The following is a 21,866-nucleotide window of genomic DNA, read 5'->3' on the forward strand; positions in this document are numbered from 1 at the left end:
ATGCATGGCCATGACAGATACAGAATTTCACCAGCTCGCCGATGACATGTTCCAAGCCATAGAAAATGCGATTGAAACTGCGATTGATGAGCAAGATGCCGATCTTGATATCGATGCCAGTGGCAACGTATTGCAATTAGAATTTGTTGATGGCTCTAAGATAGTGATCAACAAGCAAGAACCTTTGCATGAGATTTGGGTCGCCACACGCTTTGGTGGATATCACTTTGGTTTTGTTGAAGGTAAATGGATGGACGGACGAAATGGCGGCGAGTTTATGCCATTCGTGCAAGAGTCTATCGAGCGCCAAGGCGGCATTAAGCTTAGCTTCTAATCTAAGCCTGTCGTAGTGCAAAACAATAATGGGAGCCTTGGCTCCCATTATTTATGTTAAAAACCAGCTAAAACTCAGTGTCTTGATCGCTAACATCGATACCGAAAGGCGCCACCGTTAACTCTCCGGCTACCCGCACTAAATGGAAAAATTGCGGAATATTAAACCGCGCCCGTGAAGCATAATGCTCATCGAACACATAGTGATGGCTCACTTTATTTACCAACTCGGCCATGTTTGATCCCGCCTGCACGTAATGGCTTAGTTGATTTTCCTCATCGAGGATAAATACATCCAAGTTATCGACCCGTTGGCGTAGAAAATACTGAATAGCGCCTTTAGCCGCATAGTTTTGCACCACTTTCGGCATACTCGAAAAGGGATCATCACCTAATTCAGGCCGCGGCAATAGTACAAGATGACTGCGGGATAACTGTTGATAAAATGACTTGGCATCGCTCAAGTCCTGATAAGCCATACCTAAAGGATTAAAAAAGATCCCATAGCGAGTACGACTTATCTGCAGTGGCTGCACTAAGGTGCTGGATTGCTGCACTTGTTGGCACAAACGCATGGTTTGTTTTAGTAGATTTTTCACTGCTAATTTAAGCTGTGGGCGTAACTTCTGTGAACAGCTGATCACATCCATATCCACAGGTAAACTGGCCCGTCTTAGCCCCGGCGTTACAAAGGCTAATGCTTGCAATACCGCGGTATCGCCTTCGAAGCGATGACACTGCCATTCACCCCAACTATTCAAGCAAATCGCATCTAACGCACCAAGCATATTGGCTTTTTTACGCCCGAGTGAGAACACGTTCGCATTCATCACATCGACCATCATTTCCTGTCCTTGCCATTCAATGGTGGGATCGCAATCCAGATTGAGCACGAAAATCAGCTTACGAAAATGCCATGGCTGGCATAAGTCACGTTTAAATACACGCCAATCGTGGTCGATAAAATTCAGTAACCGCTTTGAAGCTTCGGTAAGCCGTTTCGACTTTGCCTTACTCTGACCATATTCATGCCATTGAGTACTCGGCGTCGAGATCCCATTTAAACATGCCCAAATCATTAAGGCTGAAGGGGTTTTTCCCTTACATATTGCCGATTCGCCTAACAAATTTTGTGGCTGAGGCCCTTGTCGATACAGATAATATTGACGCTCGCGGGAGCTTGAGACCATAGTCACTTCGGACTCAGCGACTGAAGCACTCCACAGCAGATTCAGCTTAGCGATTTGGTCTTCATCTTGACTAAAATAGGTATGCAACTTGCGAGTCAGCATTCCCAAATCTTCGATCCGCAAACCTTCATTTAACTCATGTGTCGATGCGAAGCGTAATAAGGTTTGATAGCTCGCTAATAACAGTTCATTCAGTTGCTCGTTAAACCAATTGAGCTGGCCACTATGCCAATGTTCACAATTGTCTAAAGTGCTAATCAGACTATCTGGCCATTGCCAATCCTGCACCAGCTTTTGCAATTTAGGATAACGCCAATCTTTGCCCTCTTGGGTTCGACTCAAGTGCACGCCACATTTTAAATAGAAGCAGCGCCGCACTATCTCTAGTCGGCGAGTATCATTCTGCTTAAGTAAATAGGTTTCGATAATCTCATAGATAGAGTAATAGGCATCATTCGACGTCGAAAAATCACCGGCGAGCGTTTTCTGCCATAAGTGATCACAAAGCAGAGTTGAATGGGGATAATCACTGGCATAAGCCTCGAGTAGCAATACTTTAATCAGCGCCTTATGGGGCTTTTCTAAGCCCTTGTAGAGCTGCCATAACGAAGCACCAAAGTACTCACTCGCAGGTAATTCATGTACATCGCCTAGGGACAAGAGCGCAGGATTGAGTTTAGCGTCTGGCCACCATGCAATCGTTTTACCCGCCAAACGAATTTGGCTGCGATAAAACTCTTCAAGTAATAACCAATGTTGCATACTACCGCTATGCTCATGGGCCATTGCGGATTGACATCCACGAACGGCTTTACCGCCACAAAACTGCTGCGGATGAACTAAGTAAAAATTCACCTCAAACTGATACTCGGCAAACCAAGCAGTCAATCGAGTCGCTTTAATCTTGATTAGCGCCAAATCCTCAGCACTCAGATCAGCCCTATGTACTAACCAAACATCGACATCGCTCTTGGCATTTTGGCCAAAACTGCCAGTACTCCCCATCGCATAAACGCCTTCAAAGGCATTGATATCCGCTTCTTGAGTAGTAAAAGGCAGCGAGAACACATCGCAGGCCTGGGACTCAGTCTCACCAACCTGATACTCGTTGATTCCACAGGGCGTATTGGCGGCATGATAGCCAGGATACTGAACACCGTTCTGGTGAATTAAAAAAGGGATCAAATGGAATAAGTGTTTTTGTAGCGGCGATAGCAAAGCTAAGGCGCGTGCAATACGTACCTTATTAAGTCTTTCTGCTATATCAGGAAACTGTATTTGCCGATCCATTCAAAAACACAACACTTAAGCACTTATGGGAAATGTGCTCATGTTAACACTTTTACAAACTCGAGCAACTAAACGTGAAACCCGTCACACTTTCACGGTATCTAGAACATCGCCAACTTCAAAGAATCGATACGGCTTCCTTACATAAACGATTTGCCAATGTTAGCATTGGCGCAACTAAGATCTTTGATGGAAACTAGGCATGTCTGAGAACCGCATACGTATCGCAACCCGCAAGAGTCCGCTGGCCATGTGGCAAGCTGAATTTGTTAAAGCCGAATTAGAACGCATTCACCCCGGTATTGTGGTGGAATTGCTGCCAATGAGCACTAAGGGCGACGTTATCTTAGATACGCCGCTAGCCAAAGTGGGCGGTAAAGGTTTGTTCGTCAAAGAGCTTGAAGTCGCCATGTTAGACGATCTTGCCGATATCGCGGTGCACTCAATGAAAGACGTGCCAGTCGACTTCCCAGAAGGCTTGGGCCTTGAAGTCATTTGCGAGCGTGAAGATCCCCGCGATGCCTTTGTATCAAATTTATATAAATCGATCAGCGAATTACCATTAGGCGCAACTGTGGGCACCTCGAGCCTACGTCGTCAATGCCAACTGCGCGCATCACGCCCTGACCTTATTATCAAAGATTTACGCGGTAACGTAGGCACTCGTTTAGCCAAACTTGATAACGGCGAATACGATGCCATTATTCTTGCAGCTGCAGGCTTAATCCGCCTGAAACTGTCTGAGCGGATTGCTAGCTTTATCTCTGCCGAAGAATCCTTGCCCGCCAACGGCCAAGGCGCTGTGGGTATCGAATGTCGCACCAACGACGCACGCGTTAAGGCCCTACTGGCACCATTAGAACATTTAGAAACGCGCTACCGTGTGATTGCCGAGCGCGCGATGAACACGCGCCTAGAAGGTGGATGCCAAGTGCCGATTGGCGCATTTGCCGAAATCAATGGTGATGAGATGACATTACGCGGCCTAGTCGGTAACCCTGATGGTAGTGAAATCATCGAAGGCGTGATCACAGGTCCAAAAACCGACGCCACGCAATTAGGGGTTGCCCTTGCCGAAGAGCTATTGAGCAAAGGCGCAAAAAGCATACTCGACGCTGTTTACGCTAAAGCATAAGTCGATGAAAGTCTTACTGACGCGCCCTGAAGGGCGCAATCAGTCCATGATCGATGCCTTGAATCAGCAAGGCATTAGCCATTGGGTTACACCTCTACTGTGTGTCGAAGCAACGCCGCCCATCACAACGAATAACTCGCACCCACTGGCACACGCCGATATGATTATCTGTATCAGCGCTAATGCAGTCAGCTTTGCCGACTATGCCTTAACAACCGCTCATTCTCGAATAAAAGGCTGGCCTCAAGCTCAATATTTCGCAGTAGGTCATGCGACTTGGGAAGCATTAAATCAGCTCGGCATTGAAGCCCTCGAAGCCCCAGATGATTGTCAGCAGACCGAAGGTCTACTCACGCTCGCGCCTTTGCAAGATATTAAAGGTAAGCAGATTACGATCATACGTGGCGTTGGTGGCCGTGAAGCCTTAGCTGAACGACTGGCTGAGCGCGGGGCAACAGTGCGCTATTGGGAAGTATATCAACGGGCTTGTCCACCACTCAATGGACAACAGATCGCACAACAATGGCAAGAGTTTGGCATCGACACTATTGTCGTCACCAGCGGTGAAGTACTGGATAACCTGATTAATCTAGTGCCAAAAGAGTTATTTGCATGGCTGCGCTCATGTCATATCATAGTCCCAAGTAACCGAGTAGAAGCTCAAGCTCACGCCTTTGGTATAACCCAAGTCACCAATGCCAATGCCGCCAACAGCAAAGCCGTGCTAAACGCCCTTAAACTCTAAGCGCTATTTAGCCCGATTTAACTCGAATTTCGGCAGTAGCATGTTTTCAAGGACTGTTAAATGGATAACAACAAGCACGACGCAAAGAGCCCTGAATCACAGGCTACCTCTATTATTGAACCATCAATAACGACTGATGACACGCCCATAACTTCAGCGCCATCAACTGAATCCCAAACAGCCAAAGCCACACCTTCAAGCACGTCGAGTCAAACGCCAGCATCCAATAGAAGCTCGTGGGCGATTCGCTTTGGGGTGTTATTAGCGCTGGGTTTAACCGCTTGCACCCTTGGCGGCGGTTTTATGTTATACCAACAGATGCAACAGCAACTGCTGGCGCAGGATGCGAAAAATATCGCCCTGCAGGACCAATTACAGCAAGCCCTGCTACAACCCAATCAACGTATTGGCCAGCTTGAACAGCAACAACTGAATGATGCTAAGACCTATCAAGAATTAACAAAATTGGCAGAAGACCAAAATCAACTGCAGGACAGGATCAATAAACTTGCCCAGCGCAGTCCAACGCATTGGATGGCGTCAGAAGCCGAATATCTAGTAAACATGGCGGGCCGTAAACTTTGGTTAGAAAAAGATCCCCGCACCGCCACCGATCTATTAAAGTCGGCGGATGAAACCATCGCCGCCATGAACAATCCCGCTTTGCTACCTATTCGTAAGGCTCTGGCAAAAGATATCGCCGCGACTGCAAGTATTAAAACCACAGATATTGATGGTAGTGTATTAGCCCTCGATGCCTTAATTGAGCAACTCGATAAACTACCCCTTAATCGCACCGATGCAGAAACCGATGCCCCTGAAGATACAAACATTACTGGCGATTTAAATGACTGGCAGAGCAACTTAGGGAAGACGTGGAAAGCGTTAACCCAAGACTTTATCACCATACGCCATAGAACCGCCGATGCACCCGCTTTACTTGCTCCTGAGCAACAGTGGTATCTGGTTGAAAATATTCGTCATAAACTGCTGCAATCTCAACTTGCGTTATACCGCTACGACAGAGCCGCTTATCACCAATCATTAATGATGGTGCGTAAGTGGATTCAAACCTATTTTGATACTCAAGATCACAGCACTGCTGAAGCCATCGCCAAAATCGATACATTGGCGACATTAGAACTTGATCCTATTACTCTGAAATCCTTTGCTGCAAAACCTCTGCTATTACAGCTGACAAGCTATGGTGAGCTGACCTCATCAGAGGATGTGCCATTATGATCAAGATATTAATTTTCTTAGGAATAATACTAATAGGGCTCTGCATTAGCCCTTGGTTGGTGGGCAACACAGGTTATGTATACATTGCGGCAGGTGACTACCAGATTGAGACCAGTTTAGTTTTTGGGATCATTGCCTTAATTGTATTTTATGCCATGTTCCAAGTACTAGAATGGTTGGTGATTAGCGCCATTAATCTCATGCTGCGTAGCCGTTTTATTCCTCGCCACTGGCGCCGTCGCTCCGCGAAAAAGCATACCTTAATGGGTGCACTGGCTCTGGCAGAAGAAGATTGGCCAGCAGCAGAACGCGCTATGATAAAAGGCGCCGATAATGGCGAACTCCCTGCACTTAATTTACTTGCAGCGGCTCGTGCTGCCCAGTACCAACAGAAAATAGCAGAGCGTGATCAATATCTTGACCGTGCAGCAACACAACCGCTGGCCGCGAATGCCGTCGCAACCACGCGTACTCGATATCTGTTAAAACAAGGTGAGTTAGCTTTAGCCCGCACCGAGCTCGATAAATTAGCCCCCACAAGTAAGAGCAAAGCACCGGTACTCAAACTCGCCCTCGAGTTATATCGAGCGCAAGAGGATTGGGATGCGCTCAAGCTATTATTACCTATTTTGAAGAAACGCCAGATCCTAGATGACACCCAGCTAAATGAACTCAATGTAATCACTCACTGCGCTTTACTCAAAGCCGCAACCATTAAAGGCGAAGAAGCCTTAGAACAATGCTGGCAGTGGTTATCTCGCAGTGAGCGCAATCAGTCTGAGTTTTTGGCGATTTATGCTGTGGGTTTATGCCGCTTTAATCGCAAAGAGCAAGCGCTGAAGCTACTCTCGAAAAAATTACGCACTGCTCCTGAATCTGCACTTTTAGAAGTCATTCCAGAAATAACGACAGCCCAAGATACAGAAATCCGTAAGCAGTTACTCAAGCATGAAATCACCCATGAGAATAATGCCGACTACCAGATGTGCTTAGCTAAACTTTATCAGCAAACACGGGATATGAAAGAAGCCAGAACCTGCTGGCAAAATGTTTGCCGACTCGAACCCACAAAAGCCTCTTGGTTGGCGCTTGCACGGATTCAAGAACAGTTAGGTGAACAAGGTAACGCAAATCAAAGTTATCGTCAGGCGGTTAATCTGTAGTTCTACAATGCCTGCAACCTAGTCGCCGTGATTTGAGTAACGAAAGATCACGGCACTTGCCAATGCTGGCATATTAAAACCCACTTAACTTGCCAAAAATGTTAAAAACTAGATCGTGTCGCTTCTTTTCCGTAAAAACCACTCTCCCAATCCAGATTAATTTCTTATAACTATGCTTAATCTTAGAGTTAAAAAGTACTAAATACGGCCCTTTTTATAGATATAGCTACTACATCTAGTTATAGGTCTAAAAATTGTCACTTTTGCGCATTAAGATCCGTAAAACCGCATAAGAGCAGGCAACACAAGCGGGTCAAAAAATTGACTTAAGTCGTTTCGTTAGCTAAAATTCCACCACTTGTATCACAGTGCGACATATTTGTTGGACTTGTGCGTCTATGGATTAACACACTTTGGCTGTTGGGAGCTTACTATGGGATCGGTAATTACATCAAAGAAAGGTTTGCTTAAGTTAGTAAAAGGGCAAATCAATGTCGAAGTTGATGGTTCAAATCAACCCGCTAAGGATGGCGAACAACTCCCTAAAGGTGCTGTGCTCCATATTGGCGAAAACGCAACCTATGAAATTACCTTCGATGATGGCACTAAGCTATCAAATGAAGTCGCGCCCAGCGAAACTACTGCAGCAGCCTCTGGCACGGCTAACGAAGCAGCCCTAGATGAAATTCAAGCATTACAAGATCTTATTGCATCCGGTGAAGACCCAACTCAGAACCTACCAGAAACCGCAGCAGGCAACACACCAGGCAGTGATGGTAACTCGGGCTATGTCACTCTAGCCCGTAGCGGCACAGAAACCATTGCAGCTTCAGGCTACTCAACAAGCGGCCAAGCACTGACTGGAACGACGGTTAATATTCCACAATTCACCATTGCAGCAGACTCACCTTCAGCACTTGCTAATGACAGCAACACTTCCAATGAAGATACTGTAGCGACTGGCAATGTGCTCGATAACGACACTGATGTGGATTCCACTCTAAGTGTTGTGAGCTTCGAAATCAGCGGTACCACCTACGCAGCAGGCACAGAAGTGACTCTCGAAGGTGGTGTTTTAATTTTAAATATCGATGGTTCTTACACCTTCACGCCGAATGAAAACTGGAATGGCCAAGTACCAGTCATCACCTACACCACTAACACGGGTTCAACGGCCACATTAACCATTAATGTTACCCCTGTTGATGATGCCTCTGCGTTAGCCAACGATACTAATACCGTTGATGAAGATACCGTTGCCACTGGTAACGTGCTCACCAATGACAGCGATGTGGATAACACTTTATCAGTCGTTAGCTTCACCGTGAACGGCGATACAGTTACCGCCGGCACCACGGTCGCCTTAGAAGGCGGCAGCTTAGTCATTAATGCCGATGGTTCTTACACCTTCACGCCGAATGCAAACTGGAATGGCCAAGTACCAGTCATCACCTACACCACTAACACGGGCTCAACAGCCACATTAACCATTAATGTGACCCCGGTTGATGATGCTTCTGTGTTAGCCAACGACACCAATACCGTTGCTGAAGACTCGATTGCCACAGGCAACGTGCTCGCCAATGATAGCGATGTGGATAACACGCTCTCTGTAACCAGCTTTACGGTAAGTGGTCAAACGGTTGCGGCTGGCACCACCGTTGCCTTAGAAGGCGGCAGCTTAGTCATCAATGCCGATGGCTCTTACACCTTCACACCCAATGAAAACTGGAATGGCCAAGTACCAGTCATCACCTACACCACTAACACTGGCTCAACAGCAACGCTAACTATTAATGTTAACCCTGTCGACGATCCTTCCATCCTTGCAAATGACAGCGCCACAGTTGCAGAAGATACTGTAGCTACAGGCAATGTGCTTGATAATGATTCCGATATCGACAGCACCCTTTCCGTTGTCAGCTTCACTGTGAATGGCGATACCGTTACCGCAGGCACCACTGTTTCCTTAGAAGGTGGCAGCTTAGTCATCAATGCCGATGGTTCTTACACCTTCACACCCAATGCCAACTGGAATGGCCAAGTTCCTGTCATTACCTACACCACTAACACTGGTTCAACAGCCACATTAACCATTAATGTGACCCCTGTTGATGATCCTTCCATCCTTGCAAATGACAGCGCCACAGTTGCAGAAGATACCGTAGCTACAGGCAATGTGCTTGATAATGATTCCGATATCGACAGCACCCTGTCCGTAGTCAGCTTCACTGTGAATGGCGATACCGTTACCGCAGGCACCACGGTCGCCTTAGAAGGCGGCAGCTTAGTCATCAATGCCGATGGCTCTTATACTTTCACGCCGAATGAAAACTGGAATGGCACGGTGCCGGTTATCACTTACACCACAAATACCGGCTCAACCGCCACATTAACCATTAATGTCACCCCAGTTGATGACCCGGTCGATGCAAAGGATGACGAGTACACCGTCAACGAAGATGGCTCCGTCAGCATTAACCTGCTCAGCAACGATATCGCCCTCGATGGTGGCTTAGCGATTAAGTCTATCAATGGCGTGACCTTGACCGGTCTCGCACAGAACATCGCYGTGAGCAACGGCACCGTGGTGATTGCCGCCGACGGCAGCATGACCTTTGTGCCTAATGCCAACTTCAACGGYAACATCAGCTTTGACTATGTGGCGACCGATGCCGATGGCGATATCGACACGGCCACCGTTAGCATCAACGTGAACAGCGTTGATGACCCGGTCGATGCAAAGGATGACGAGTACACCGTCAACGAAGATGGCTCCGTCAGCATTAACCTGCTCAGCAACGATATCGCCCTCGATGGTGGCTTAGCGATTAAGTCTATCAATGGCGTGACCTTGACCGGTCTCGCACAGAACATCGCYGTGAGCAACGGCACCGTGGTGATTGCCGCCGACGGCAGCATGACCTTTGTGCCTAATGCCAACTTCAACGGCAACATCAGCTTTGACTATGTGGCGACCGATGCCGATGGCGATATCGACACGGCCACCGTTAGCATCAACGTGAACAGCGTTGATGACAACGTTACAATTGTAAATACAGTGGGCCCATTAAATGTCTACGAGTCAGCATTAATAAATGGCACCGGAAGCCCCAGCTCAGGGCAAGTGTCTGCGCAAGGTAATATGACTATTACTGCCAATGATGGACTTAACAGAATAGAAATAACCAATTCAGCTGGCGTAACTTCAACATTAACCCTCGCGGCGTTAATGGCTGCGACATTCTCAACACCAATAGTCATTGCAGGAGCTGATGGCACGCTTTACATCACGGGCTATAACAATGGTTCATTAGAATACACTTATGCATTAACAAGTGCACAGACACACTCCTCTCAAGGTAATGATACTCTCAATGACAACTTCTTAGTTAAAGTCATTGATACTGATGGTGATACTGCAACATCGACAATAACAACAGCTATCCACGACGATATCGGCACTGCAATCGATGATAGTAATAGTGTAGATATTACTGTTGACTCGTTCATTGTGTCCGGTATAGAGGCAAGTTGGAGTTCAAGTCGAGTCACTGGAGGTACTAACATAAAGACATTTGATGGAGACTGGAACACTGGTGGAGAAGATAATGACTCAGCGAGAGATCAGCTTCGCTGGGGAACAACTGATAATAGTAAACAATCGGGTTATGGTTTCATGGATAATGATGCCGCGCTTAACGGTCAACTAGCCCTAAACCAAGATATTATTCTGGGTACATTTACTCACTACAACTACCCTATTGATTCAGGTACAGCAATAACTGCTGCATCAATGCAAATTACATTTAGTGTTACTGATGCATACGGAGTGACTACACCAGTTACGTTAATGCTCAACTTCAGTCACAATGAAACACCTAACTCCAGTGACCCAATGGCATCACGTGACATAGTTACTGTGGGACAAACGAGTGTAACCTTTAACTATCAAGGACAAGTTTATACAGTTCAGGTTATTGGATTTAAAGATGTAAATGGTCAACTTGTCACCTCAATTTATACAAATGAAAATGCTGCAACTAGTTATGAGTTAGTTGTTCGCATGGTTGCTGGCACTGGTTATACACTTCCTCATTGTGATGGTAACGTACTCACCAATGATGTAACTGGGGCCGACTCAGGGCTAATCATTATAGGGGCCGCCGCTGGCGATCACACTAATACAGGTGTAGCAGGGAATATAGGAATTAGCATTGTTGGACTATATGGCACTTTAACTCTTGATGCTAACGGTAACTATCACTATCAAATAACAGCAAATGCTAGTGATGTACCTTCTGGTGCAGTTGAAACATTTACTTATACTATGCGCGATGCCGATGGTGATAAGTCTAGTGCCACGTTGACTATTAGTGTCAATCCTGTCGATGGCAATGGAGTTCCAGTAGCAGATTCTAATCACATAACAACTGAAGGGGCAACACTCAACGATACATTTATTGTCATTAACGGAGAAAATGGCACAAACCAAAATCAATTAAATGTTAACTTTGGCGGCAACAAAGCTGGTGTAATAACAAATCAAAGTGGTAATGATATTATCACCAGTGGAGCAAACTTAACGAGTTACAGTACAAGCAACAAACAAGTTGTTAGTAGTGGTGATGGTAATGACCATATTGAAACAGGTAAGGGCGATGATGTTATCTATGCAGGCAAAACAGGAGCAACTGGATTTGGTTCTGATGACTCTTTACAATTATCTATCAGTGATATTTTATCACACCATATTATGTCAGGTGGCTTATCGACCATAGTTGATAGCGATGGCTTGTTGCTCGCAAATGATGTCGCATCTAAACAAGCGGACATAGTCAATGGTGGTAGTGGTAACGACCGAATTTATGGACAATCTGGATCAGACATTCTTTATGGGCATACTGGCGACGATTATATTGATGGCGGTACCCATAACGATGGAATTCGTGGCGGAGAAGGAAATGATACATTAATTGGCGGACTAGGTGATGATGTGTTGAGAGGTGATTCAGGTAGCGATACCTTCGTTTGGAATAAAGGAGAATATGGAACAGACCATATCACTGACTTTAATATCCATGAAGATAAATTGGATTTAAGCGATTTACTCCAAGGTGAAAGTAACAACACACTACATAGTTATTTAAACTTTAGCTTAGTTAGTGGTTCAACTGTGATTGATATCGATGGCAATAAAGACGGTGTGTTTGAGCAGCATATCGTTCTTGACGGTGTTGATTTGTATAGTGCGTATAACACTACAACAGAGACTGGCATTATTAATGGCCTACTAGGTACTAATGGCAGCGGTCCGTTAATTGTTGATACTCAGCCAGTCACACCAGAACTAAGTCCAGGTCTTGCACCATTGAATAGCAATGAGCAGCATAATATCCCTTAGATAAAATCGTTTGGATGGCCTATAGAAATATAGGCCATCATGACCGATACTTGCATAACCATATAAAAATCCAAAGGATAAGTAATTAGGTGTCAGCTGCAGCTTCTGAAAAAATTGATCAATGGACCATTTCAGCCTCACAAAGAGTGTTAGTGGATCCTTTGCTGGATTGTTTAGTGTTACTCACTGAGCATTTTGGCAATCCGTGCTCGAGCGATTCGCTTGCGGCAGGTTTACCCTTGTCAGGTACCGTGTTATCACCCGACTTATTGCCTCAGGCAGCTTCAAGAGCGGGTCTAGCGGCTAAGCTGTCTCGAAAAGGCTTAAACGAAGTATCACCTATATTGCTCCCCTGTATTTTATTATTAAAAGACAAAAAAGCCTGTATATTGCGAGAACTTGATGTTGCATCAGATAAAGCAATTATTCAATTACCCGAGACGGGCGGTGAAGAGACACTGACAATTGAGTCACTCGAAGCCTTATATGTGGGATATTTATTCTTAGTCAAACAAGAATACCGTGGCGACATGGGCTTCGATGTTTATCTACACGATAATAAAACCCACTGGTTAGTACAAACCCTCAAAGATTCAGCACCCATTTATCGTGATGCATTAATCGCTTCTGTATTGGTGAATTTATTCGCCTTAGTTTCACCGTTATTTATTATGAATGTGTATGACAAAGTCGTCCCAAACCTCGCCTTTGAATCCCTTTGGGTTTTAGCGATTGGTGCGGCGATTGCTTATATGTTCGATCTTATAATGCGGCAACTTAGAAGTTACCTCATCGATGTTGCAGGAAAAAAAGTAGATATTATTGTGTCTTCGCAACTTTTTGCTAAAGCGATAGGTATTCCCCTAGAAAAACGTTCTCCTAGTATCGGCGGCATGGCGAAACAGTTAGGTGAATTCGATAATATTCGTGAAATTTTAACTTCGGCAACGATCACAACTTTAGTCGATCTCCCCTTCGCGATATTTTTCTTAATCATTATTTTTATTGTCGCTGGTGATCTCGCTATAGTTCCAGTCATTGGCGGCATCATCATTATTGGCTTCACGCTTTATATTCAACCTAAACTCAAAGCGGCAATCGAAGAAGGCAATAAATTTTCAAGCTTAAAACATGGGCATTTAATCGAGAGCTTATCAGCGCTAGAGTCAATTAAAGCTAATGGTGCTGAAGGAATTGTGCAAAAAAGCTGGCAACAGATGATAGGCCACAGTGCAAACTGGCAATTAAGGTCAAAAAAGCTCTCCAACTCTGTATCGAACGTGGCGAACTTTACGGTGCAATTTACCGTTGTCTGCGTGGTGATTTTGGGCGTTTATCGAGTGGCTGATAATGCGATATCTATGGGCGGAATTATTGCTGCGGTCATGCTATCGAGCCGCGCCATTTCACCTATGGCACAACTTGCAGGCCTGATGACTAGAGCAAACCACACAGCCAGTGCACTACGCCAACTGAATGAAATCATGACTCAAGAAGATGAGTTTGAAAATAAAGGACATTTAGTTAGCAAACAAAGACTCATAGGCAAGATCAATGCTGACCATGTTGGTTTTAGTTATCCAGGTTCTGAAAAGCCTGTACTGCATCCGATGTCGCTAACGATTAATCCTGGCGAACGCATTGCCATTATCGGTCGAAATGGTTCAGGTAAAAGTACGCTAGCTAAGCTACTGGTCGGGCTATTTCAACCCACGGCAGGAAGCTTGCGCTACGACGGTTTAGACTCAGCACAGATTCATCCGAGTGATTTACGTCGTAATTTTGGCTACTTACCCCAAGATGTCACCCTATTCCATGGTTCTATTCGCGACAATATTTTATTTGGTACACGTCAAGTCACTGAACATCAACTCATCCGCGCGGTACAGCTTTCTGGTGTGAGTCAATTCACCAACCTAGAAGCAGAAGGCCTAGACCAACAGGTCGGCGAAGGCGGCATGTCACTCAGTCGCGGACAAAGACAAACTGTCGCTCTTGCTCGCGCCACACTTAATGATCCCCCAGTGTTACTGATGGATGAGCCTACGGCGAGTTTAGATGCTCGCGCTGAACAACAATTTATTCGTTCAATGCAAAATGTCAGCAAAGATAGAACGTTAATTCTTATTACCCACAAGATGCATTTATTGCAACTCGTCGACCGCATTATTGTACTTGAACGCGGCCATGTGGTTGCCGATGGACCTAAAGCAGAAGTGCTAGAAAAACTCAATTTTGGCCTAGTGAACGGAGAGGCTAAAAGATGAGTAAACATTTAACAACAAACGACTTAGACATGGTTGATGATGTCTATGGCGCCATGATGACAGACGCTCCCAGCGGACACAGATTAATCATATGGGCACTTGCTGCTATGGTAGCGTGTTTTTTACTGTGGGCGGGGTTTGCTCAATTAGATAAGGTTACTACTGGAACGGGAAAAGTGATTCCTTCATCACAAGTTCAAGTTATCCAAAGTCTAGATGGCGGCATAATGCAAGAACTCTACGTTCAAGAAGGTGAGATAGTCACAAAAGGGCAGCCTTTAGTGCGTATTGATGATACCCGCTTTCGCTCCGACTTTGCTCAACAAGAGCAAGAGGTTTATGGCTTAAAAACCAATGCTATCCGCATGCGTGCCGAACTCGACAGCATTCTCATATCAGACATGACATCAGACTGGCGCGAGCAAGTGCTCGTTACTAAAAAAGCCTTGGTATTTCCTGAGAGCATCATTACCGCGGAACCCGCCTTAGTGAAAAGACAACAAGAGGAATACAACGGACGCTTAGATAACTTAAGTAACCAACTTGAGATCCTCGTACGTCAAATTCAACAAAGACAGCAAGAAATTGATGATCTCGCCTCTAAAACAACGACATTAACGACGAGCATGCAGCTAATATCCCGCGAGCTTGAACTCACTCGACCTTTAGCCAAAAAAGGTATTGTTCCTGAAGTTGAGTTACTCAAACTCGAACGCACGGTAAACGACTTGCAAGGTGAATTGAATTCAATGCGTTTACTCCGCCCTAAAGTAAAAGCGGCATTAGATGAGGCTATCTTAAAACGCCGTGAAGCCGTATTTGTTTACGCTGCAGAGCTGCGCGCGCAGCTCAATGAAACTCAAACCCGCCTCTCTCGCATGAATGAAGCACAAGTTGGCGCGCAGGATAAAGTCAGTAAGGCGATTATCACCTCCCCTGTTAATGGCACCATTAAAACCACACATATCAATACACTGGGTGGTGTAGTGCAACCTGGGATCGATATTATCGAGATAGTACCGTCGGAAGATCAACTGCTGATAGAAACTAAAATCTTGCCTAAAGATATCGCTTTCTTACATCCAGGATTACCCGCCGTAGTAAAAATTACCGCCTATGATTTTACCCGCTATGGCGGCCTTAAAGGAACTGTCGAACATATTAGTGCCGACACTTCTCAAGATGAAGAAGGCAATAGCTACTATCTCATCAGAGTTAGAACTGCAGAATCTAGTTTAACCAAAAACGATGGCACACAGATGCCAATTATTCCGGGAATGTTAACTTCAGTTGACGTTATCACGGGGCAAAGATCCATACTTGAGTACATTTTAAATCCAATTTTAAGGGCTAAGGACACAGCGCTCAGAGAGCACTAAGCCTTTTTTTTATAAACCGGGAGGTTGGTCATGAAGACTTCAGCAATACGACAATTTCAATGTTCAAAGATAGCCATAGTGCTGTCATTAATCCTGTTACCTTTATCGGCTCAAAGTCAGACGTTAGAACAAGCCGTTGCACATACGCTAGATACAAACCCAGATTTACGAGTGGCCTTCAACCGCTTTAAAGCGCGAGAAGAACAAGTTAATCAAGCGATAGCAGGCTATATGCCAACTATTGATGTCAATGGTGGCTACGGTTATGAACAAACCGACAGCGTATCGACACGTAGACGACCCAATATCGGCGAAGTCGATAGCAAAGGGGTGGCTGAATTAAATCCCGGAGAGTTTGGTGTTAGCATAAAACAAATGCTTTTCGATGGTTTCTACACCAGCAGTGAAGTTGATCGTTATAGCTTTGAAGCTAGCGCAGACCAATGGGCACTGCTTGCTGCAGCTGAAGATATGGCACTCGATGTCAGTAAAGTCTATCTCAACTATTTACGCACCGATGAAGTGTTAAAATTAGCCGAGAAAAACCTTAACAGCCATAAAGAAATTTATGACCAGATTAAACAACGTACTGACTCAGGTTTAGGCTCAATCGCAGATCTATCCCAAATCTCGGGACGTTTGGCGCGTGCTAATGCTAACGTTATTTCTGCTCGCAACAATTTACTTGATGCAAAAGCACAGTACGTCAAAATTGTAGCAGCGGCACCAGCAGACTTAATATTACCAGTGCCAGATGCAGACATGCTGCCAAAGGATCTTAGCTCTGGCATTATTGTTGCGCAAGAGAATCACCCCATACTCAAATCTGCAGCAAACGATATTAGTGCCGCTGAAAATGAACGCTCTTCAGTACAATCCAATTACTATCCTCAGGTTTCTTTAGAACTTAATGGTAACTGGAATAACGATATCAGCGGCGAAGATGGAATATCAGGTGCTGGTGCTTTCCGCAGTGATGTGGGTGGCCATAGTAACGATCTCGTCGCCATGGTGAGGGTGAGATACAACTTATTTGCGGGGGGTAAAGATCTTGCCCGTGAAAAAGAAACTGCTTACAAGTTAGGTGAAGCGAAAGAAATCCGCCAACGTGCCCAACGTGAAGTTGTTGAAGGGGTAAACCTAGCTTGGAACGCATTTGAAATGCTAGCGCCGCAAAAACAATATATTCGCGATCATGTCGTGGCCGCAAAGGATACTCAAACAGCCTATGCACAACAGTTCAACTTAGGCCAACGCAGTTTACTCGACTTATTAGATACCGAAAATGAACTCTTCGAGGCGCGTAAAGACTACTTACAAGCTGAATATGATGAAGTTATTGCTAAGTATCGCGTGCTCAATTCTACAGGGCGATTATTAGACTCACTTAAAGTGACTAGACCTGATGCGTGGCGCGGAGAGCGCAATTATGAAGGAGGAGCTAACAAATGAAAACTCTCACATTTTTTCTAAGTGTCACTCTTTTAGCTGGTTGTTCGATGCGCGATACGGTTAATATTGACGAAATGGTCACAACTCAAACCTATGATCTATCTGATAAAGATAGCGATGGTGTCATTGAAGCCCGTGAACGCTGCAACGACACCGCCCAAGGGGCAGGTATTGATAACTATGGCTGTGGCAAAATAAAAGCGATTAACGAGCGAAAGGAAATAAATATTTTATTCCCGAATGACTCTGCTTATATTGCGCCTGAGTACTATCCTCAAATTGAAGAGGTGGCTATTTTTCTACGTCAGTATCCAACGACCAAAGTGACTATCGAAGGTCACACGAGTCGCACAGGAACCGATGAACGAAATACAGTATTATCTCAAGAACGTGCAAATGCTGTCACCGCAGTACTGGCTGAACGCTTTAGTATTGATAGAAGTCGATTAACTGCTATTGGATATGGTTCTAGCCGCCCAATTGTTTTAGAACAGACGCCAGAAGCAGAAATTCGTAACCGTCGCGTTGTTGCAGAAGTCACTGGTGATGATACGGCAGCAGACATGAAATGGACAATTTACTCGGTCGATGACAACTCAAAATAAAGGACTAACACATTAGGTTATGAACGGCAGACTTGATTATAAAGATTCATTATTGCGAGTCTGCCGCTTTAGCCTAATAGCGTCAGCCTTAGGCATATGTTGCCTATATGCGGCCCCCACACAAAACCTTGATGAAGTGAAGATAACTTCAACCCTAGAAAAACATTACGGCGAACGTGCTGGAATGCGAGCAAGGGCTTGGTTCAAAGTGTTATCGGAAGCGAGTACGCTAGATGAAAAAGAAAAGTTATTGAAGGTGAATAACTTTTTTAATTTATTCCGTTTTGTGGATGACAGTAAATTATGGGGAGACTCGAATTATTGGGCAACGCCGATGGAGTTTATTGGTGTGAATGGCGGTGATTGCGAAGACTTTTCGATCGCAAAGTACTTCACTCTACTCCAACTTGGTGTTCAAGAGGACAAGATGCGGATCACTATGGTTAAAGCCACAACGGTTAATCAATACCACATGGTATTGGCTTACTATGAAACACCATCATCAATTCCTTTAGTGCTCGATAATCTTGACCATGAAATAAAACCCGCCACAAAAAGAAAAGATCTACTGCCTGTTTATAGCTTTAACGGTAAACAGTTATGGCTCAATAAAGAGCAAGGTCGAGGCGTACTGGCAGGGTCCTCAAAACGATTAGAAAAATGGAACGATCTTAACCATAGATTAGGTGTTGACCGTCTTAGGCAACCAAAATTAAAACTGGAGTAGCACCAAAAATGACACTGTTTAGACAGATTTATTCGCTGCTTTTTAGCCTATTCTTGCTTGTAGTTGCAAGCCTTGGCTATGTGCAATTCACTGAGACTCAAAGCTTTTTAACAAAGCAAATGGAGTCCGATCTAAACAATGCCAGCACTTCACTCGGTCTAATGCTTACCCCAGCACTCGAAGCCGGCGATACCGCAGCGGCAGAAACCTTAGTGAATGTTATTTTTGAAGGTGGTTACTATCAAAATGTAAAATTGACTTGGATGGTTGATGGTAAGCAACAAGAGTGGAATAATCCTTTAAAAATTGAAGATGTCCCTCAATGGTTTATCAATCTAGATCTGTTTAAAACCATAAAAAAACAAAGCACTATCACCTCGGGTTGGCTGCAGCTAGCACAGCTTGAAATCACTGCTCATCCTGGTTTTGGTTATCATGAACTATGGCGAATCATGTCCAATACCATCATCGCCTTCTCACTACTTTTTCTCGTTGCTATTTTTACAGCAAGAGTAGGCTTAACATGGATATTGAAACCTCTCCACACCCTGTCTGAACACGCGAAAAGTATCGCAGCACGCCAATTTGGTCCAGACATGGCACTACCCAAAACAACCGAATTAAAAGACTTAGTGACTGCATTTAACAGCATGTCAGCTCAATTGAAACAAGTGTTCCATTCTCTTGACGAAGAGGTTGGCGCGTTACGTAAGAAGAATCTTGTCGATCCCGCGTCAGGCCTGCCTAACCGCCAATATGTAGTAAGTCGTTTAAATGGTTGGTTAAGTGAACCTAGCAGCGGTGCTTTATTCCTCGCCAAACTCGACTGGCTCGAAGAAGTGCACAGTAAATATGGCTATCAAGTCCGAGATGAAACCATACGGATCCTCGCAGAAAAGTTTCAACAGCAATTAAACGAAATAACGCCTTCGGTCATAGGACGTATTGCCGCCTATGAATTTGCATTTTTAGTGACCGATGTTGAACACGATCAGATCAGCAAATATTTACAAACACTTATCCGTACCATCAATCAAGAAATGTCAAAAGCAGGCTGTAAGCCCAACGAAGACTTTGCTATCGGTATTGCGGAACGTATTGGGCAAATGAATGTGTCGGATATTTTGGCCCAAGCCGACAATGCCCTTCAAAAAGCATTACAAGAAAATAAAACCTTCCACTGGTTTGAAACCACAGAGCAGCAATTATTCACCCGCGAGCAATGGCGCGATAACCTCAGCCATGCCATCAGCAATAAGAAGTTTAAGTTTAGATGGCAACCCATCCAATTTTGCGATGGTGATGGCATAGCGCAACGGGAATTGTATTGCCAATTAGAGCTTGGCGATCAACTCACCCATGCAGGGCAATTTATGCCGTATATCGAGTTATTATCACTTGGTGCCTTACTCGATAAATGCTTAATTGAAACTGTGTACGAGCAAAAACTGCTCGAGCGGAGCTATGAACCGCTCGCAATTAACTTAACCCACCAAAGTATTAACGATCCTCAGTTCCATGAGTGGCTAAATCAATTTTTGCGAAGTGCCACATTTATTGAGCGTATCTGCTTCGAAATCCCTGAGGCTGGTGTTTATAGTGATCTTAAGTCATGCCAGCACTTATGTAACATCATTCGCGATAACGGTGCTAAGTTTGGTATTGACCACTTTGGTCGTCAGTTTGGCTCTATGTCTTATCTACAGGAATTAAGACCTAGCTATGTCAAGCTGGATCAATCCTTCGCCTACTATGATGAGACACACCACAACAGCGAATTGTGCCGCGCCCTAATCAACGTAGCAAAAGGATTGAACATTCAAGTCATAGTGACGGGTATTCAAGAAAAAGCTCAGCTAGAACGTTTTAACGAGCTTAGAACAGATGCCTATCAAGGCTTTATCGCCCCGCCAGTGAATCTTGACTAAGCCGTATTATTAAGAAGTGATGTTTGCAAACAAAAAGCTCCGTAAGGAGCTTTTTGTTTTTCTACGGTTGAGTGACTATGCCGATACAGTTCTGCTCTGCCAGGTGTAAATAAGAACTGTGGCCAACTTCTATACTCATTGAGAATACGCTATCAAGCGACAACAAACATGATAATGCCAGTGAGTAAGTTCCATTTCGCCAATGCAAAAAAGCCTCAGTATATTCATTAATGAATGCTGAGGCTTTTCTACTTATTTGGTCGGTGATAGAGGATTCGAACCTCTGACCCTCTGGTCCCAAACCAGATGCGCTACCGGACTGCGCTAATCACCGTAAATTTTGCACTATTGTTTACATACGCTTAGAGGGTTCACCCTCTTGTCCACTTTCATCCAAAACATCTTGATGCGTTATCGGACTGCGCTAATCACTGTAAACATTAACTATTTACTTAACTTACATTAAGCTCGCTAGTCACGCGAAGAATTTGGTCGGTGATAGAGGATTCGAACCTCTGACCCTCTGGTCCCAAACCAGATGCGCTACCGGACTGCGCTAATCACCGAGAATGAAAATCTTTATATCAAAGTAAATGAATGGGGTGACTGATGGGGCTCGAACCCACGACAACCGGAATCACAATCCGGGACTCTACCAACTGAGCTACAATCACCACTGATTTTCACTTACTTTGCTAACCTTAAAGCTCACAACTCTGTTCGGAAGTGGTGCGCCCAAAAGGATTCGAACCTTCGGCCTCACCCTCCGGAGGGGTGCGCTCTATCCAGCTGAGCTATGGGCGCTCGCCTTGGTTAGCGCCGCATATACTAGGGTCAAATCCCCTTTGAGTCTATAGCTGTTTTGCACTTTTTTTACTGACTGCTCAAGTTTTATCACATTAGCTGACTTTTAAAGCGGAATGCAGCCAAAATATGACTTGGATGTTACAGTATTTCATGCTAATTATAGACTTTGGTAAAAGCAAACATATATTTAACTAGTGAG

At 44.8% G+C, this 21,866-nt stretch carries 13 protein-coding genes and 4 tRNA genes; 12 read left to right on the plus strand and 5 right to left on the minus strand.

Annotated features, from left to right (window positions below):
- Positions 1-4 precede the first annotated feature (4 nt).
- On the plus strand, positions 5-334 hold the full coding sequence (cyaY, locus tag L5M18_RS12020; RefSeq protein ID WP_105250439.1) for an iron donor protein CyaY: 330 nt from the start codon (positions 5-7) through the stop codon (positions 332-334).
- 67 nt (positions 335-401) lie between these two features.
- Here cyaY and L5M18_RS12025 read toward each other — a convergent pair whose 3' ends face one another.
- Positions 402-2,813, minus strand: a complete 2,412-nt coding sequence (locus tag L5M18_RS12025; RefSeq protein ID WP_263197084.1) for a class I adenylate cyclase — start codon at positions 2,811-2,813, stop codon at positions 402-404.
- A gap of 202 nt (positions 2,814-3,015) precedes the next feature.
- Between L5M18_RS12025 and hemC the strand changes: the two genes are divergently transcribed.
- The 11 genes from hemC to L5M18_RS12080 all read left to right on the plus strand — a co-directional run bounded on the left by hemC (position 3,016) and on the right by L5M18_RS12080 (position 20,860).
- Complete coding sequence (gene hemC, locus L5M18_RS12030; protein ID WP_131523367.1) at positions 3,016-3,948, plus strand: hydroxymethylbilane synthase; 933 nt, start codon at positions 3,016-3,018, stop codon at positions 3,946-3,948.
- Positions 3,949-3,952: 4 nt separating this feature from the next.
- Positions 3,953-4,693, plus strand: coding sequence for a uroporphyrinogen-III synthase (locus L5M18_RS12035; protein ID WP_263142975.1), 741 nt, complete (start codon positions 3,953-3,955; stop codon positions 4,691-4,693).
- A 60-nt stretch (positions 4,694-4,753) separates the two neighbouring features.
- Positions 4,754-5,935 (plus strand): uroporphyrinogen-III C-methyltransferase, encoded by a 1,182-nt coding sequence (locus L5M18_RS12040; protein WP_263197086.1) that lies wholly within the window; start codon positions 4,754-4,756, stop codon positions 5,933-5,935.
- On the plus strand, positions 5,932-7,098 hold the full coding sequence (locus tag L5M18_RS12045; RefSeq protein WP_168825925.1) for a heme biosynthesis HemY N-terminal domain-containing protein: 1,167 nt from the start codon (positions 5,932-5,934) through the stop codon (positions 7,096-7,098). The genes L5M18_RS12040 and L5M18_RS12045 overlap by 4 nt, the downstream gene beginning before the upstream one ends.
- Positions 7,099-7,531: 433 nt before the next feature.
- Positions 7,532-12,502, plus strand: a complete 4,971-nt coding sequence (locus L5M18_RS12050) for a retention module-containing protein (protein ID WP_263197087.1) — start codon at positions 7,532-7,534, stop codon at positions 12,500-12,502.
- 89 nt (positions 12,503-12,591) lie between these two features.
- The gene (locus L5M18_RS12055; RefSeq protein ID WP_173496184.1) at positions 12,592-14,769 is read left to right on the plus strand and encodes a type I secretion system permease/ATPase; all 2,178 of its coding nucleotides are present in this window, start codon (positions 12,592-12,594) and stop codon (positions 14,767-14,769) included.
- Positions 14,766-16,148, plus strand: a complete 1,383-nt coding sequence (locus tag L5M18_RS12060) for an HlyD family type I secretion periplasmic adaptor subunit (protein ID WP_198573137.1) — start codon at positions 14,766-14,768, stop codon at positions 16,146-16,148. The genes L5M18_RS12055 and L5M18_RS12060 overlap by 4 nt, the downstream gene beginning before the upstream one ends.
- Before the next feature lie 30 nt (positions 16,149-16,178).
- Positions 16,179-17,600 carry a TolC family outer membrane protein gene (locus tag L5M18_RS12065; RefSeq protein ID WP_105250448.1) on the plus strand — a complete coding sequence of 474 codons (1,422 nt, stop codon included), beginning with the start codon at positions 16,179-16,181 and terminating at the stop codon, positions 17,598-17,600.
- On the plus strand, positions 17,597-18,205 hold the full coding sequence (locus L5M18_RS12070; RefSeq protein WP_105250449.1) for an OmpA family protein: 609 nt from the start codon (positions 17,597-17,599) through the stop codon (positions 18,203-18,205). Before L5M18_RS12065 ends, L5M18_RS12070 begins: the two co-directional genes overlap by 4 nt.
- Before the next feature lie 19 nt (positions 18,206-18,224).
- Entirely contained in the window at positions 18,225-18,932 is a 708-nt protein-coding gene (locus L5M18_RS12075; protein ID WP_105250450.1) for a transglutaminase-like cysteine peptidase, read from the plus strand.
- 8 nt (positions 18,933-18,940) lie between these two features.
- Positions 18,941-20,860, plus strand: a complete 1,920-nt coding sequence (locus tag L5M18_RS12080) for an EAL domain-containing protein (protein WP_263197090.1) — start codon at positions 18,941-18,943, stop codon at positions 20,858-20,860.
- 257 nt (positions 20,861-21,117) lie between these two features.
- Here the strand turns inward: L5M18_RS12080 and L5M18_RS12085 are convergent.
- From L5M18_RS12085 to L5M18_RS12100, 4 genes are all read right to left on the minus strand, one after another.
- A tRNA-Pro gene (locus L5M18_RS12085) sits at positions 21,118-21,194 on the minus strand.
- 155 nt (positions 21,195-21,349) lie between these two features.
- A tRNA-Pro gene (locus tag L5M18_RS12090) sits at positions 21,350-21,426 on the minus strand.
- A gap of 32 nt (positions 21,427-21,458) precedes the next feature.
- Positions 21,459-21,534, minus strand: a tRNA-His gene (locus tag L5M18_RS12095).
- A gap of 53 nt (positions 21,535-21,587) precedes the next feature.
- Positions 21,588-21,664 (minus strand) — tRNA-Arg (locus L5M18_RS12100).
- Positions 21,665-21,866: the final 202 nt, after the last annotated feature.

The sequence above is a fragment of the Shewanella sp. SM20 genome (assembly GCF_025654545.1).
Classification (GTDB): Bacteria; Pseudomonadota; Gammaproteobacteria; order Enterobacterales; family Shewanellaceae; genus Shewanella; species Shewanella oncorhynchi.

Coding starts and splice junctions, on each gene's coding strand:
- L5M18_RS12060 (WP_198573137.1), top strand. CDS start 14,766: ATGAGTAAACATTTAACAACAAACGACTTAGACATGGTTGATGATGTC.
- L5M18_RS12075 (WP_105250450.1), top strand. CDS start 18,225: ATGAACGGCAGACTTGATTATAAAGATTCATTATTGCGAGTCTGCCGC.
- L5M18_RS12065 (WP_105250448.1), top strand. CDS start 16,179: ATGAAGACTTCAGCAATACGACAATTTCAATGTTCAAAGATAGCCATA.
- L5M18_RS12045 (WP_168825925.1), top strand. CDS start 5,932: ATGATCAAGATATTAATTTTCTTAGGAATAATACTAATAGGGCTCTGC.
- L5M18_RS12025 (WP_263197084.1), bottom strand. CDS start 2,813: ATGGATCGGCAAATACAGTTTCCTGATATAGCAGAAAGACTTAATAAG.
- L5M18_RS12070 (WP_105250449.1), top strand. CDS start 17,597: ATGAAAACTCTCACATTTTTTCTAAGTGTCACTCTTTTAGCTGGTTGT.
- L5M18_RS12040 (WP_263197086.1), top strand. CDS start 4,754: ATGGATAACAACAAGCACGACGCAAAGAGCCCTGAATCACAGGCTACC.
- L5M18_RS12080 (WP_263197090.1), top strand. CDS start 18,941: ATGACACTGTTTAGACAGATTTATTCGCTGCTTTTTAGCCTATTCTTG.
- cyaY (WP_105250439.1), top strand. CDS start 5: ATGGCCATGACAGATACAGAATTTCACCAGCTCGCCGATGACATGTTC.
- hemC (WP_131523367.1), top strand. CDS start 3,016: ATGTCTGAGAACCGCATACGTATCGCAACCCGCAAGAGTCCGCTGGCC.
- L5M18_RS12035 (WP_263142975.1), top strand. CDS start 3,953: ATGAAAGTCTTACTGACGCGCCCTGAAGGGCGCAATCAGTCCATGATC.